The sequence below is a fragment of the Frondihabitans sp. 4ASC-45 genome (assembly GCF_049472575.1).
GTDB lineage: Bacteria > Actinomycetota > Actinomycetes > Actinomycetales > Microbacteriaceae > Frondihabitans.
Genome location: NZ_JBCEBN010000007.1, coordinates 75,691 through 90,565, shown reverse-complemented (window position 1 = coordinate 90,565; position 14,875 = coordinate 75,691). Strand labels below are relative to the sequence as shown.

The following is a 14,875-nucleotide window of genomic DNA, read 5'->3' as shown; positions in this document are numbered from 1 at the left end:
GGCCGCATCGCTGTCTCGCGGCCCATGCTTCGTGCGGGCAGGCTTCGCGCGTCTAGCCGCGCGCGTTCGACTCGAAGCGGACCGGGCAGGCGCCCACCACGGCTAAGGTGAGGCACGGCCGACACCTAGGCCCAGCGCCCCGTGACCCGATCACGGGATGAACGCAGGCTCCTGGAGGCCCCATGATGACGCACCGACTCGTGCCAGCGGGGCCTCGGTGCGCCTGTGGTTGAGCGGCTCGACTTCTCGGATGCGGCTCTCGCTCTGGCGCAGGCGTTCGAACCGGATTCCGACCTCTGCGGCCCGTTCGTGGCGGCGATCGGTGTGACCGGTGCGGCCGTCTCGACCCTGGGCGACCCTCTCGGCTCCGAGACCATCTGCGTCACGGACGACTCGGCCGCCCAGTGGGACGAGATCCAGATCGACCTCGGCGAGGGGCCCTGCTGGGAGGCGCTCTCGACCCGCCTTCCCGTCTTCGAGCCCGACCTGCAGCACTCGTCGGAGACCTCGTGGCCTCTGGCCCGGCAGGCTCTCTGCGAGACCGGGCTGGCAGCGGTGTTCGCCTTTCCGCTGGTCGTCGCCGGCATCAACGTCGGGGCCATCGACCTCTACTCGCGCGTCTCGGGGGCGATGAGCTCGCGGCAGGTGGCCGACGCGGGTCTGCTGTCGACGATCCTCGCCCGGCAGGTTCTGCGCCGATCACTTCTGGCGGTGGAGAGCGAGGACGAGGATGCTGGAAGCAGCGCGGGCGACTACTCGCGCCGCGAAGTGCATCAGGCGACCGGAATGGTGCTCGCGCAGATGGGCATCACTCCGGTCGATGCACTCCTCGTTCTTCGGGGCCACGCCTTCGCCAGCGGGCGCCCGGTCCGCGACATCGCCGCCGATGTCGTGGCACGCACACTTGACTTCACCGCCTTCGACAATTGATTCCAGGATTTGAGGAAACCGTGTCCGATTCTCGCGAGACCCTTCTCGTTCGCACCTTCGTGACCCTCGCGGACTCCCTGGTGGCCGACTACGACATCATCGACCTGCTGCAGACCCTCGTCGATCGCTGCACCGACCTCTTCGACGCATCCGCTGCCGGCATCATTCTCGGCCCGGACGACCGGCACCTCGAAGTGATCGTCTCGACGGGCGAGGCGAGCCGCAGCATCGGCCTCATGCAGCTCCGGGCCGGCGAGGGGCCCTGCGTCGAAGCGGTGACGAGCGGTCGGGTGGTGTCGGTGACGAGCAGGGCTGAGATGCACGACCGGTGGCCCACGTTCGCCGACGCGGCATCCGAGTCGGGCTACGTCTCGGTGCACGCGATCCCGCTCCGCCTTCGCGGGGAGACGATCGGGTCGCTGAACCTCTTCCGCGACCACGAGGGCGCGCTGAACGACTCCGATGCCACTGCCGCCCAGGCGCTGGCCGACGTCGCGACGATCAGCGTGCTGCAGGAGAGGGTCATCCGCGACAGCACCATGGTCCGTGAGCAACTTCAGCGGGCCCTCGACAGCAGAGTCGTCATCGAGCAGGCCAAGGGCGTCATATCGCACACCCACCAGCTCGACATGGACTCCGCCTACCGCTTGATCCGCTACCACTCCCGGTCCAGCCAGACGTCGCTGTCTGCCGTCGCCGCCGGTGTCATCGACGGCAGCGTGAAGATCGAGCTGCCGACACCGCCGCGGGGAGCGAGCGCGCCGTGAGCCGGGCGGCCGGGTCGGAACGAGCGCGACGCGGAGCCGGGACCGCGTTCGCACTGCAGGCGGTCGTGCTGGTCGTGGTGGCGGGAGCCCAGGATCCTGCGCTCCGCCCGGTCACGGCAGCCCTCGGGGGCGACACGGCCCAGCTCGTCTCGCGGGTCGACGTCGGCATCGCGTTCGCCGTGGTGGCCGCCCTCCTCGCCCTCGCAAGGTTCGTGCCGCCGAGGTGGACAGCGTGGGTCGACCCGCTGCTGACCAGCCCGATCGCGGTGTTCGTGGTCGCTGAGCTCAACGGCGTGAGAGACGTCGGGGCGCTCGTCGGCATCTATGCGCTCGCGTCGGCCGGGGTGCTGTTCGGGATGGTGCAGGCGGTCAGCGCCCGCGAGAGGGCCGTGGCTGGAGCAGGTGCCGGCAGTGGCACGGGGTCGCGCCGGGCGCTCGGCTACGGCGCGGCGGTCGGAATCGTGCCGTGGGGCATCGTGGCGTTCCATCAGGTCGGGGCGGGAATCGTCGGGAGCCCGGTCTGCGTCACGATCGTACTGATCACGCTGCTGGCTCTGGCGACTGCGATCGGGGAGTTCGTCGCCGTGTGGCGGGGTTCCGCGATCGTGGCGACGAGTGTGCGCCTCGTCGGTCTGTCGGCCGTGGCGTGGGTGGTCGTCGCGGCGGTCTGAGCTAGCCGCGGTCGTCCACCGATCGGAGGTGAGCGGGGGTCGCGGTGCGCCGCGAAGTGGGGGCGCGATGCCCCTAAGTGGGTTCGTGCGCCGGCGAGACGCAGCATTTACGGTTGAGCAACTTAGCCGGGGAGGCGGGTCTTGATCGTGACGGGCAATCCAGTGCACAGAGGAATCAGCGTGATTTCGTCCTCTGTCGTTTCGCGATGGCCGGTGCCCCGGGTTTCCGCTTCGGGCCGGATCGTCGATGCCGGAATGCGTCGGTTCGATCGTCTCTTCGACCTGATCGTCGGCGGGTTCGGCGTCCTCTACTCGTTGCAAACCGCCGATTCGTTCGTCGCCGATGCCCCGTCGTTAGCGGATCCGCTCGGCGGCGTCGTCATGTCGATGGTCGGCCTCGCCATCCTGGCGGGGCTCGGCCCTCTCGTCGTGCCGGCCCGCGCCAGGCTGTTCTTTCTGCTCGGTGCGGCGGTCTACGCGGGTGCGCTGCTGCTGTGGGCGGCTACGTTGACGCCACCGGTCTCGACGGATCCCATGCCCTGGTTGATCGCCCTGTCGCCCGTCGGTGCCGCGTATCTTGCGCGGGGCGCCCGCTCCCGTGTCGTGCCGATGGTGTTCGCGTTCGTCGTCAGTGCTTTAGCGAGCATCGGTCTCAGGATCCGCGGCGACGTCGCTCTCTCCGACGTCGCTGTGGACGGCCTGTTCATGGTCGGCCTCTCCCTCGTCTTGGTGTTGCTGCTCGGGACCGTCCGCCACCGGGTCGTGGCCGCCGCGAACAGGCAGCAGCTGGCGGTCGACACCTTCGCGGCGTCGCAGCTCGAAGATGCGACCGAGCACGAGCGCAACCGAACCGACGCGCTGCTCCACGACGCCGTGCTGACCACGTTCCTCTCGGCGGCTTCGGCGGGCGACGCCGAATCGGAAGACCTCGCGTCGCGGATGGCGGCGAATTCTTTGCGCGTACTGATGCACGTCAACGCGGTCGGCCGCAACGAGCAGGTCCTGCCGTTCGGCCAGGTGCTCGCCCAGCGATGCGAGCAACTCGGCATCTGGCTGAGCCACTTCGACCAGGATCTGACCGCGGTGGAGGTCGTGATGCTGCCCCCGGAGGTCGCTCACGCTCTCGTGGGCGTGCTGGTGCACTCGCTCGCGAACAGCGTGCAGCACGCCGAGGGAGCCACTCGTCGAACCCTTCGGGGTCACCCGCTGGGATCCGACGGCATTCGACTCATCGTCGAAGACGACGGGTGCGGCTTCGACCCTGGGTCGATCGGGCTGCAGGGCGGTGGGCGCGGGAACGAGGCGGCTCGGGAGCTTCGAGCCCTCGAGGGGCGTGTCGATGTCGAGTCGGCCCCGGGAGCCGGCACCCGCATCGTGTTGAGCTGGGGTTCGGTGGCCATCGTCGGCACCGACCTCTACACCGAAGAGGAACGACGGGTGCTTCCATGATCAACGTCCCGAGGTGGCTGACTCTCGGCCTTGTCACGAGTTTCGCGCTGTTCGCGATCGTCTTCGGTCTCGTGGTCGTGGTGTCGAAGCCCGAGGTGGTGCAGCCGGCGATCGGACTCGCGCTCTTCGCGACCGCGTTCACCATGTGCGTCTTCGCGCCCCAGAACGCCGCTCCGTCTCACCGCCGTGCCGGCTTCATCGCGATCGTCGGGCTCCTGCTCCCCATACTCGGGAGCGCCGCCCTGAACCCGTCGACGGACTCGTTCTCGAACGGCGCCTGGTACGTCAGCGGCGTCGTGTGTCTGGTCGTGGAGTTGCTGCTGCGTCACCGCCAGAGACTCGCCTGGCTGGTTCTGACAGGGCTTGTCGTGCAGACCCTGGTCTGGGCTGGCCCGTGGGGTCTTCTGCACTTCGGAATCATCGCCACGATCTTGATGGTGGCCGTCGTCACCGTCTCGGCGTGGGCTATCGGGGTGACCGGCGCGGAGATCTCTCGGCACGTCGAATCGGAGCGCCAAGCGGCGACGTGGCGCGCCGCACAGGAGGCCTTCCACGCCGAGCGCCAGGTGCGCCTCGGCACCACCGCACTGGTCGCCGCACCGATGCTCCGGGCGATCAGCGACAAGCGTGGTCGACTCACCGCGGAGGACAGGGCGGAGTGCCGGCTGCTCGAACAGACCATTCGAGACGAGATCCGCGGACGTCAGCTACTGAGCCGCGAGATCCGCGAGCAGGTCATGCTCCATCGACGACGCGGGGCCGTAGTCCAGGTGAACGACGACGGCGGCCTCGACGACCTCGATCCCATCGATCTGGAGCGCCTGCTCGGGCAGGTCGCCACGGCGATCACAGGGCTGACCTCGGATCGGATCATCATTCGCACGGCGCCGGGCGATTCACCCACCGCGATCACCGTGGCCGCCATGTCGGTCGACCCCGTGGCCGTCGCGCTCGGCCTCGACGGCGAAGACGACCAGGTCGACCTCTGGCTCGAGCTGCCGCGGGCTGTCGCCCCCGAGCCGACCCTTCACGACGCCGTCAGCATCACGACGCCCTGATAAGCCCGAGGGTCGAAAGCAGTAGTCTCGACCTGCCATGGCCACCCCCACCCTGACCTCGCTTCGTCGCACGGCACACCGGGCGATGGAGGTCGAGTCGCGCGCGTTCTCGCGGCGGCGTCCGGTCGATCGGCGAGTGGTCTTCTTCGAGTCGTTCGACGGCAACGGCGCTCTCTGCAACCCCGAGGCGATCTTCCGAGCACTCATCAAGGATCCCGGCTTCGCCGACCTCCGCTTCATCTGGTCTCTCCGGCCCGGGCACGATCACGACCTGGTCCTCACCGAGTTCGGAGGCGATCCCCGGGTCCGGTTCGTCGAGCCCGGCTCGAAGGCGTACGCCCGAGCCGTGTCGACGGCGGGGTACCTCGTCACGAACTCCACCTTTCCGCGCTGGTTCAGCCGTCGAGACGGCCAAGTGGTGCTGAACACCTGGCACGGGACGCCGCTGAAGAAGATGGGCTTCGACATCGACGACCAGCCCGCCCGGGTCGCCAACGTGCTGCGCACCTTCTTGCACGCCGACTATCTGCTCTCGAGCGGCGACTACATGACCGACACCCTGTATCGGCAGGCGCACCGGCTCGACGGGCTGTTCGACGGGCGGGTTCTGCAGCTCGGGCTGCCGCGGGTCGACGCCCAGTTCGCCGACGCGGGGGAGCGCGAGGAGACGATCGCGGCCCTCCGGGACGCCGGCCTCGACCTCGACGGACGCCGGCTGGTGCTGTTCGCACCGACGTGGAAGGGCACGTCGTTCGTGCGCCCCGACGATCCCCGGATCCTCGTCGACCAGGCCCGCGACCTGCAAGACCTGCTCGGTGACGACTACCGGGTCGCACTCAAGGCGCATCAGGTGGTGCACGACAGCGTGAGCGAGCGAGCGGGCACCGGTCTGCTCGTGCCGAACGACCTGCCGACCAACCGCGTGCTCGCGGTCACCGACCACCTCGTCACCGACTATTCGAGCGTCTTCTTCGACTTTCTGACGACGGGTCGGCCCCTGCATTTCTTCGTGCCCGATATCGGTGACTACGGCGACTATCGGGGCCTGTATCTCGAGCCGTCGACCTGGCCCGGCCGCGTCACGACCACCCTGGCCGAGCTGGCCGAGTCGGTTCGGGCTCCGCTCGACGAGGCGGGTGTCGAGCGACTCGCGGTGGCACGGCGCCGATTCGCCGGCGACGACGACGGGCGCGCAACGGCACGGGTCGTTGACGCGGTGTTCCGCGGTGTCGTCGACCCCGACCGGTCGCGAGCCCTGAACGAGTCGACCGCGCCTCGCGTGCTCCTCGTCGCCGGTGGCCCGACCGACCGCTGGGATCCCGCCGTCGTCGACCGCGAGATCGCCGCGATCGACCTCGACACGACCGACCTCACCGTGCTCGTCTCCGATTCGCGCAAGCGGGAGTTCATCGCGTGGCAGAAGAGCCAAGACCGAAGGATCCGTGTCGTCGTGCGGCAGGGCGGCCTCGAGGGCTCGAAGTTCTGGTCATTCGCCGCTCGCGTCACCGGCCGGCGTCCGCCGTCGCAGTGGCGCGCCGAATTGCAACGCCTCTTCGGCCTCAGCCGATTCGACGCGGTCGTGGTCGCCACCCGGCACCCCTTCTGGGTGGCTCTCGGCGAGACCGCCAAGGCTGACGTCCGGCCCGGCTCGGCGCGTTCTTAGGCGTTTCTCTGCCAGTTCACGGTCTAATGCTCCGGGGGCAGTGATCCCCGCGAGGAGATCCCATGAACGTGCCGTCCATACTGAACCGCACCGCCCGCATCGGGCTGAAGGCCGCCCGGATGGAGGCGCTCGCGCGATTTCGGCGTGACACGATCCGCGACGACACCGTGCTCTACGAGGCGTTCGCGGGCACCGGCCTGCTCTGCAACCCCGAGGCGCTCTTCCGCGAGCTGCTCGACGCACCCGACTTCGCGCACCTGAAGCACGTCTGGGTGCTCGACCGAGCGCACATCGACGACGAAGCCACGCTGCGCGAATTCCGCCGCGATCCTCGCGTGCGCTTCGTGCTCCGCGAGTCGCTCGCCTACCTCCGCGCCGTGTCGACCAGCAAGTACCTGATCAACAACGCGACGTTCCCGCAGTGGTTCTCGAAACGGCCCGGTCAGGTCTACCTCAACACGTGGCACGGCACCCCGCTCAAGGCGATGGGCTTCGACATGCCGGGTGGGGCACGGCAGTCGGGCAACACCCTCCGCAACTTCGTCGCCGCCGACTACCTGCTCGCTCAGAACCCGTTCATGACCGAGACGATGTACGGCTCGGCCTACAAGCTCGACGGGTTCTTCCGGGGCCGGATCCTCGAGGAGGGCTACCCCCGAGTCGACCGCCAAGAGCTCACCGAGGCAGACCGGGTGCGCGTCGTCGACGAGCTGGTCTCGGCGGGCCTCGCCATCGGCCGCCGCCGCGTCGTCCTCTACGCGCCCACCTGGAGGGGCGAGTCGTTCGGCGACCCGTCCGACGACATCGACCTGCTGCTCGCGCGTGTCACCGACCTGCAGGCGAGACTCGGCAGCGACTACGTCGTTCTGCTCAAGACCCACCAGATCCTCGAGCGCTTCGTCGGCGGCAACCCGCAGCTCGCACGGGTGCTCGTGCCGGGGCGCATCCCGACCAACCGACTCCTCGGCGTCGTCGACACCCTCATCACCGACTACTCGTCGAGCTTCTTCGACTTCCTGGCGACCGGTCGCCGCATCGTGTTCTTCGCCCCCGACGCGTCGTCGTACGGCGCCGACCGTGGCATGTACTTCGAGGCCGACGAACTCCCCGGCCCGGTGTGCTCCGAGATCGTCGACGTCGCCCGGGTGATCACGGCCCAGGATCCGGCGGACCCCGAGCTCCGCACCGACGCCCGTGCCGCCTGGCAGGCCCGCTTCGTGCCCCGCCCCGAGCACAGCGCCGCTCGCGTGATCGACGTCGTGTTCCGAGATCGAACCGAGGGGTATCGGATCCTCGAGCCGTCGGCGTCCGCCTCGGCCTCGAACCGCACCTCGGTGCTGGTGCACGTCGGAGACCTCGCGTCGAACGGGATCACGTCGGCGGGCCTTAACCTCCTGGCCGCACTGCCGACCGACCGCTACGACGTGAGCATCGCCTACACGGTGACCAAGTCGCCGCAGCAGGTGCACAACGCCGACGCGGTAGCGGGTTCGGTGCGGCACTTCCGCCGCGAAGGCGGCATGAACGGCCCGAAAGCCCAGCAGTTGCGACGCCGGCTGCTCTACCGCCGCGGAGTCGCCGACGCGCACGCGGCCGATGCCGGGCAGCAGATCCTCTGGGACGACGAGTGGACGCGGTGCTTCGGATCGTCGACCTTCGATTTCGTCGTCGACTTCAGCGGCTACAGCCCTTTCTGGGCGACGCTGCTGCTGCACTCGCCCGACGCACCGCGCTCGATCTGGCTGCACAACGACCTCGCCGCCGAGGTGGGGCGCGAGGTTGCGGGCAAGCGACCGCTCGCCGTCAGCCTGCCGGCCCTCTTCGGCCTCTACCCGTCGTACGACTCGCTGGTGGCCGTGTCACCGGCGCTCGCCGCGATCAACCAGCGGAAGCTCCCGCCCTCGGCTCTCGGGTCGCGCACCATCGACTCCGCGGTCAACCTCGTCGACGCCACGAGGATCCGTCGGCTCGCCCCCGCACCCGTCTTCGAGGGCGAGCCGCTGGCCGCTGACGGCGCAGTCCCCGAGTGGGTCGAGGCCCTGGGGCGCGACGACGACTCCGTCTGGCTCGTCACCGTCGGCCGCTACACGCGCGAGAAGAACCAGAAGCGGCTGCTCGCCGCGTTCGCGGCGGTGCGCTCGTCGTCCGAGGAGGGGTCGGCGCTCCGGCTGCTGCTCGTCGGGCACGGCCCGCTCGAGGCGGAGCTCGAGGCTGAGATCGACCGGCTCGGGCTTCGCGGCGTCGCGTTTCTCACCGGTGCCCTGCGCAATCCGTTCTCGGTGCTGCGAGCAGCCGACTGCTTCGTGCTCTCGAGCGACTACGAGGGCCAGCCCATGGTGCTGCTCGAAGCGGCGACGCTCGGTCTGCCGATCGTGTCGACCGAGTTCGGGTCGATTGCCGACGCGTTGCCCGAGGGAGTGATCCACGTGGTGCCCGCCTCGGTCGACGGCCTCGCCGAGGGAATTCGCGCGTTCCTGCGCGGCGAGGTGACCTCCCAGCCGTTCGACGTCGACGCCTACAACGCCATGGCGCTCGGGCAGTTCGGTGCTGCGGTCGGCTTCGCTCGGGTCTAAGGGGCTCGGCGCCGTCTAGTCGCGTTTCGCAGGTTTAGTCGCGGAATTCCGCGACTAAACCCGCGAATCGTGACTAGGAGCGCGGGCCCCGGGCCGAAGTCGACGGCAGTCGCAAGAATGGACGTCGACGAAAGGCACCCCATGAGCCGTCCCACCGCCCTGATCTCCGGCGCCAGCATCGCCGGCCCCGCACTCGCGTTCTGGCTGAATCGCTACGGCTGGCAGACCACCGTCGTCGAGCGGGCGCCCGAGTTCCGCAGCGGCGGTCAGAACATCGACATTCGCGGCGCTGCCCGGGAGGTGCTCCGCCGAGCGGGGCTCGAAGAAGCCGTCCGAGCGGGCACGACAGGCGAGGTCGGAACGCGGTTCCTCGGCAAGGGCGGAGCGGTCGTCGCCGAGTTCCCGGTCAAGGCCAGCGACACCGAGGGGGCGACGGCCGAGCTCGAGATTCTCCGCGGTGATCTGTCGCTCATTTTCGTCGAGGCCTCGAAAAGCCTTGACGGTGAGCCCGGCACGACCTACCTCTACGGTGACCGGATCGCCGAGCTCGACGACACGGGGTCGGCCGTCGACGTGGTGTTCGAGAGCGGTGCCCGCGGATCCTTCGATTTGGTGGTCGCGGCCGACGGCATCGGGTCGTCGACCCGCTCGCTGGTCTTCGGGGACGCCGTCGTCGAGCCGATCGGCATGGAGATGACCTATCTCACGATTCCGCGCACCGACAGCGACACCCCGTGGTGGCGCTGGTACAACGAGCCGGGCGGTCGGGCCGTCACCCTGCGGCCTGACCGGCACGGAACCACACGTGCGGTGCTGTCGTCGGTGATCTACGGCGATCCGTCGTCGGCGCGTGACAAGCGTCGAACCACCGAGCAGCAGAAGCAGCACCTGCGCGAACACTTCGCTGACGTCGGCTGGGAGGCCCGGCGAGTGCTCGACGCCCTCGACGACGCCGATGACATCTACTTCGAGACACTGGGCCAGGTGAAGGCGCCGTCGTGGACGAGGGGCCGAGTGGCGCTGACAGGAGACGCGGCGTGGTGCGCCTCGCCGGTGAGCGGCATGGGCACGAGCCTGTCGATCGTCGGTGCCTACGTTCTCGCCGGCGAGCTCGCCGCGCACGTCGATCACCGCGACGCTTTCGCCAGCTACGAGCGGATCATGCGGCCGTATGTCGAGCAGGCGCAGAAGCTGCCGCCGGGGGTTCCGCAGATCGCGAATCCACGCACCAGGGCCGGGCTGGCGGTGTTCCGCGCGGGCCTGCGGGTCGCGTCGAGCGGTGTGATCTCGGCGCTCGGCGGGCGGTTCTTCCGGCCGCCGTCCGACAAGATCGATCTGCCCGACTACGCGCACCTCGAGGTTCGGGCGCGCTAGTCGAGCAGATTACGGTCAGCATCGCCCGCCGCCGACCGGACAGCGGAAAAGCCCGCCGCACCCGAGGGTGAGGCGGGCCCTATCGGGCGCCCGGAGAAATCCGGTCTCCGGGCTGATCCCCCGCCGATGCGCCAGCGGGAGACTCCTGGCCGCCGAATGGAGGGGCGGGCTGGCAACTGACGAAGAGCCCGCCGCTGGGATGCGGCGGGCTCTTCGTGGAGGGGGTGTTACTCGGTGATCTGGGCGCTGATGGTGGCGACTCCGACGAGGAGGTCGGCCTTGACGGCGTCGGTCTTGAAGGTGGAGTTCAGGAGTTTCGCGGCGACGCCGGAGACGTGGACGGTGGTGCCGGTGAGGACGCCGTTCTTGCCGTCCATGGAGAGGGGCTTGAGGCTGCCACCGTGGAGGGAGAAGATGTAGGCCTGCTGGACGGCCATCTTGCCGTTGACGAGGACGTCGCCGTAGAGCTTGGAGTTACCCGGGTTGACGGTGAAGTTCTCGAGGGTGACCTTGGTGGAGCCGGCGGTGAGGTTCAGGCCGGATCCGTCGTGCTCGACGATGCCCTGGACGTAGGGGCGGTAGGAGCCGTCAGGCGACCAGTAGACGAGCGATCCGCCGGTGATGGGGAAGGCGATGTCGCTGCCGGTGAGGGTGGCTTTGCCCTCGGTGGAGGGGGTGAGGCCGAGGCTCTTCAACGCGGCGAGGAAGTCGCTGTCGAGGGCGACGGAGGTGTCTCCGCCGAAGATCTCGGGGACGGCTGCGGCCGGGGCGGGGACGGTCGACGATGACGCGGCGAGGTGGACGTTCGAGGACGAGGGGGCGGCGTAGGCGGTGGAGACGCCGAGGCCGGTGACGCCGGCGACGAGGAGGCCGGCGGTAGCGAATCCGACTGTAGCTTTCGAGAACTTGCGCATGATGATCCTTTGATGGATGTTGCTTGGACGTTTCCGGTAAGCCCGGTGCGTGTAGCTGGGGCGTTTGCCCGATGTCTTGTGTTCGCTACCGTCCATCAAAGGGTTTGCTTGCTCGCGAAAAACTTTTGGCAGGGCCCTCGCGAGAGTGATGGCATGGGGCCGACCCGAACCGGCCCCATGCCGTGCCCGGCAACCCTGATCCTTGCCGCCGGAACGACCCAATACTCACTCCGGCGCAGTCCCCACAAAAGGCCTGGACACAAACCGGACCGGATGGTATTGAGCGATCGTCTACTTCGCGGCGGTGCGTGCGAGGGCCTTGAGGAGTCGCCCGGGGTTGGATGGATGCATGCCGACACTTACCGGAATCGACCATGTGGCCATTACCGTCAGCGACCTCGACGCGAGCAGTGCCTTCTATGAGCGACTCTTCGGGTTCAGCCCGATCGGCTCCCTCGACGGAGACGGCTTGTCGCGGCGGCTCTTCCAGTTGCCCTCAGGGACGAATATCGGTCTCACTCAGCATGAGCGGGGCGCGGGTGGACGGTTCGATCCGTTCACACCGGGGCTGGACCACGTCGGATTCGCCGTGGAAGGTCTCGACGAGTTGCGAGCCTGGGCAGCGCACCTCGATGCAGTCGGGTTCGCCAACTCGGGCCTTGTCGAGGCGGACTACGGCACGGCCCTGAGCGTCAAGGATCCCGACGGCGTCGCCCTGGAGTTCTTCGTCGCTGCGTAGGCCCGACCCTAAGACAGGTTTACGACGCGTCGCGCTCGTTCAGAGTGCGTGTGCCGACGAGGCGGTCAGTCGCCGCGGTCGCCATTCTGCCGATGAAGTCGGCGTATGTCGGCTCGGACTCGAGGGGCTGCTGCTGCGGGGACGACGGCAGCAGGATGGCTGGCGCGCGGCGATGACGCAGGGTCGAGATGCGGACAGGTTCGACGGAGGGCTCGGAGCGGTAAAGGCTGCTCATGCAACAACCGCCAGCAGAAGAGAGGCCGGCGCGAGGCCGGAGGGCAGCGAATGGGTGATGGGCGGGGTCATGGCGACCTGCGATTCTGGTGAAGCCGCGTAAAGCTTCGTCTCGTCCGGGACACCCGACGTACCGCCTGGACTCCCGAAACAAGGGGAGAGAGATCGATGGTCACGCCGAGGGATTGTGCATCCCGATCTCTTCGAGACTAGGTCAGACCACCGACATTGCGGGGTCGATGTCGTTAAGTGGCTTAGCGACCGGTGCGCCCTTGTCGAGCGAGAGGGTGACCGCGTCGAGCAGACTGACCACTCTTTTCGCTTCGCGCGCGGTGATCGTTGAGAGCTTGACCCGCAGGGCGTGCTGGCTCGTGCCCGCCGCGTCCTGGAGCATAGCCCGGGCTACGGGCGTCAGGCCGAGGAGCTGGCCGCGACCGTCCTCAGGATCCGGCTGCCGCGTCACAAACCCCCGTGTCATGAGCCTGTTCAACAGAATCGTGGTGGCGGCGCTCGTCACCCCGAGCATGTGGGTCACATCGCGGGGGCGCGGGGTGCGCCCGACGTTCTCCAGGCGTGCGATGTACTCGATGGCGCTGAGGTCATTGGCCCCGATACCGAAGTGGTCTCGGAGTCGGCACCGGTGCAGGGCCTCGGCGTCTTGCAGGGCGTAGAGCGCTTGGATCACGGCGCCGGAGGGGGTGGCCGGATCGAAATCGTAGAGGGGCGGTGTGACGGCCTCGTCGTTCATGCTGTTCTCCTGGAGCCGAAAGCCCGGCATCTCGATCGAATCAGCGCGACGCGACAGTATTGAATCTACCCACCGCCGCTGGTCACGGCCAGGGATGTCGTTCTGCGGCAGGGCAGTGTGTCGTGTTGTGTTGTGTTGTGTTGTGCACAGCTGTGCTGTGCCGGGCCGTGCTTTGCTGCGTTGCGCTGGCCGTCGCCGGGAGGTGGCATCTCCCTAGAGACGTTTTGCGCCGCATCAAATTTGACGCGGATCGAAACGGTGGCCGCGGCCCTTTCGATTTCGGTCGAATTTGATGGCGCGCAAAACGTCTCTGACAAAGGGTCGGCCCCCGAAGCCAGCATCGATATATCACGCGAGGCGGGCAGGTAAGCAGGCAGGCACGCAGGGGCAGGGGGTAGCCGCGGAGCACCGCCGGGCCGAAGCGCGGGGACGAGCGGCAGGGGCCGGGCTCAGCGGGCCGCAACGGCGAGGACGGTTCGGATCGTGCGGGGGAGCGCCAGGATCCTGAAGTGTCCGCCCGCAGGCAACCGGATGTTCTCGGCCCCCGGCAGACTGCTGCCCTCGGGGATGTGCGGGTCGAACTCGCCGAAGATCGACACGATGCGGGCGTTGACCTCCCGGTTGCGGGCCAGAAGCAGTGTCGTCGCGTCGCGCGGGGAGAACGCACGGAGGCTTTTCAGCACCAACCAGGGGGCGTACCGCGAACCCGAGAACGGCGAGCAGATCGCGACCATCGACTCGATCCGGTGCGCGTCGTCGAGCAGCGCCATCACGTATTTGCCGATCAGTCCGCCCTTCGAGTGGGCGACGATCACGACATCGGTCAGCTCGTGCTCGAGCACATAGGTGGCGACATCGTGTGCGGTCGCCTCGACCGGCCGGCTGTTCCAGTTGAGCGAATCGAGCACGTGCACGGGGTGGCCGGCGGCATGGACCCGCGCGATGAGGGGTCGCAGGAACGCCCAGGTCTCCCACACCCCCGGGATCACGACGACCGGGCGTCCCTCTCCACTGAGATAGAGACCAGGATCCCGGCGCCCGACGATCGCCCTCACCTGCCAGTGAGCTGCGAAGGCGTAATCCCGCACCCACCACACGATGTTCCGCGCGATGCGACGTGCGAGTGCGGAGAGCTTCACGACTCGACGCTACTCATCTCGTCGCAGGCCGGGCCGCGTCAGAACGGCAGCTCGCCGCGCTCCAGCATCGCGATCAGCTTCGCGAGGCGGTTGGTGCGAGTCGTGGCATTCGGCGCCGTCACGAGTCGATGAATGAACGCGTACCGATTGGCGCTCGATGCCCCGGCGAAGAGGACTGCCGCCGCCGGTGTCGCGGATGCGAGGGCTGCTACGAGATCGTCCGGGACTTCGGCGGTGGCCTGCCCGGCGTAGGCACGATCCCAGCGCCCGTCGGCCTGGGCCCGGTCGATCTCTGCTTGGCCGCGGGGGCGCATCCGGCCCTCCGCCGTGAGCGCGGCGACGAGGCCGATGTTGCGCTGCGACCAGAGCGACGCCTTCCGTCGCGGCGTGAACCGCTGACTCGTCACCTGCTCGTCGACGCCCTTCTTTTGGCCGTCGATCCACCCGCTGCAAAGCGCCTCGTCGAGAGCCTGCGGGTAGGTCAGCGACGTGGGCTCGCTCGTGCCCTTCTTGGCCAGGATGAGCCAGATGCCATCGCAGGAGGCCTCGTTGGCATCGAGCCAGGTGCGCCAGGCCGCCTGGTCTCTGACGACGAGTCGCGGATCCTCGGTCACCG

14 protein-coding genes are annotated in these 14,875 nt (G+C 68.4%); 9 read left to right on the top strand and 5 right to left on the bottom strand.

The genetic code is table 11. The features are described 5' to 3' along the window. The first annotated feature begins 225 nt into the window (after nucleotides 1-225). The 8 genes from VH571_RS11920 to VH571_RS11885 all read left to right on the top strand — a co-directional run bounded on the left by VH571_RS11920 (nucleotide 226) and on the right by VH571_RS11885 (nucleotide 10,485). Nucleotides 226-930 (top strand): GAF and ANTAR domain-containing protein, encoded by a 705-nt coding sequence (locus VH571_RS11920; RefSeq protein WP_423264780.1) that lies wholly within the window; start codon nucleotides 226-228, stop codon nucleotides 928-930. 20 nt (nucleotides 931-950) lie between these two features. Further along, a complete protein-coding gene (locus VH571_RS11915) occupies nucleotides 951-1,697 on the top strand; it encodes an ANTAR domain-containing protein (RefSeq protein ID WP_423264779.1) in 747 nt (248 codons plus the stop codon). Further along, a complete protein-coding gene (locus tag VH571_RS11910; protein ID WP_423264778.1) occupies nucleotides 1,694-2,368 on the top strand; it encodes a hypothetical protein in 675 nt (224 codons plus the stop codon). Before VH571_RS11915 ends, VH571_RS11910 begins: the two co-directional genes overlap by 4 nt. Nucleotides 2,369-2,548: 180 nt before the next feature. Then, a complete protein-coding gene (locus VH571_RS11905; RefSeq protein WP_423264777.1) occupies nucleotides 2,549-3,817 on the top strand; it encodes an ATP-binding protein in 1,269 nt (422 codons plus the stop codon). Then, entirely contained in the window at nucleotides 3,814-4,875 is a 1,062-nt protein-coding gene (locus tag VH571_RS11900) for a hypothetical protein (RefSeq protein ID WP_423264774.1), read from the top strand. Before VH571_RS11905 ends, VH571_RS11900 begins: the two co-directional genes overlap by 4 nt. 37 nt (nucleotides 4,876-4,912) lie before the next feature. Then, nucleotides 4,913-6,538, top strand: a complete 1,626-nt coding sequence (locus VH571_RS11895; RefSeq protein WP_423264772.1) for a CDP-glycerol glycerophosphotransferase family protein — start codon at nucleotides 4,913-4,915, stop codon at nucleotides 6,536-6,538. Between the two features lie 62 nt (nucleotides 6,539-6,600). After that, on the top strand, nucleotides 6,601-9,111 hold the full coding sequence (locus VH571_RS11890) for a CDP-glycerol glycerophosphotransferase family protein (RefSeq protein WP_423264770.1): 2,511 nt from the start codon (nucleotides 6,601-6,603) through the stop codon (nucleotides 9,109-9,111). Between the two features lie 141 nt (nucleotides 9,112-9,252). After that, on the top strand, nucleotides 9,253-10,485 hold the full coding sequence (locus VH571_RS11885) for an FAD-dependent monooxygenase (protein WP_423264768.1): 1,233 nt from the start codon (nucleotides 9,253-9,255) through the stop codon (nucleotides 10,483-10,485). Between the two features lie 227 nt (nucleotides 10,486-10,712). Here VH571_RS11885 and VH571_RS11880 read toward each other — a convergent pair whose 3' ends face one another. Beyond that, nucleotides 10,713-11,399, bottom strand: coding sequence for a hypothetical protein (locus VH571_RS11880; RefSeq protein WP_123940349.1), 687 nt, complete (start codon nucleotides 11,397-11,399; stop codon nucleotides 10,713-10,715). 349 nt (nucleotides 11,400-11,748) lie between these two features. Between VH571_RS11880 and VH571_RS11875 the strand changes: the two genes are divergently transcribed. Beyond that, nucleotides 11,749-12,138, top strand: a complete 390-nt coding sequence (locus VH571_RS11875; protein ID WP_423264766.1) for a VOC family protein — start codon at nucleotides 11,749-11,751, stop codon at nucleotides 12,136-12,138. Nucleotides 12,139-12,157: 19 nt separating this feature from the next. Here the strand turns inward: VH571_RS11875 and VH571_RS11870 are convergent, their stop codons facing one another. The 4 genes from VH571_RS11870 to VH571_RS11855 form a co-directional block, all read right to left on the bottom strand. Beyond that, a complete protein-coding gene (locus VH571_RS11870) occupies nucleotides 12,158-12,373 on the bottom strand; it encodes a hypothetical protein (RefSeq protein ID WP_055961719.1) in 216 nt (71 codons plus the stop codon). Nucleotides 12,374-12,586: 213 nt separating this feature from the next. Next, nucleotides 12,587-13,120 (bottom strand): MarR family winged helix-turn-helix transcriptional regulator, encoded by a 534-nt coding sequence (locus tag VH571_RS11865; RefSeq protein WP_423264764.1) that lies wholly within the window; start codon nucleotides 13,118-13,120, stop codon nucleotides 12,587-12,589. Nucleotides 13,121-13,569: 449 nt separating this feature from the next. Then, the gene (locus VH571_RS11860) at nucleotides 13,570-14,259 is read right to left on the bottom strand and encodes an esterase/lipase family protein (RefSeq protein WP_423264762.1); all 690 of its coding nucleotides are present in this window, start codon (nucleotides 14,257-14,259) and stop codon (nucleotides 13,570-13,572) included. Between the two features lie 38 nt (nucleotides 14,260-14,297). Further along, a complete protein-coding gene (locus VH571_RS11855) occupies nucleotides 14,298-14,873 on the bottom strand; it encodes a YdeI/OmpD-associated family protein (protein WP_423264760.1) in 576 nt (191 codons plus the stop codon). Between the last annotated feature and the right edge of the window lie 2 nt (nucleotides 14,874-14,875).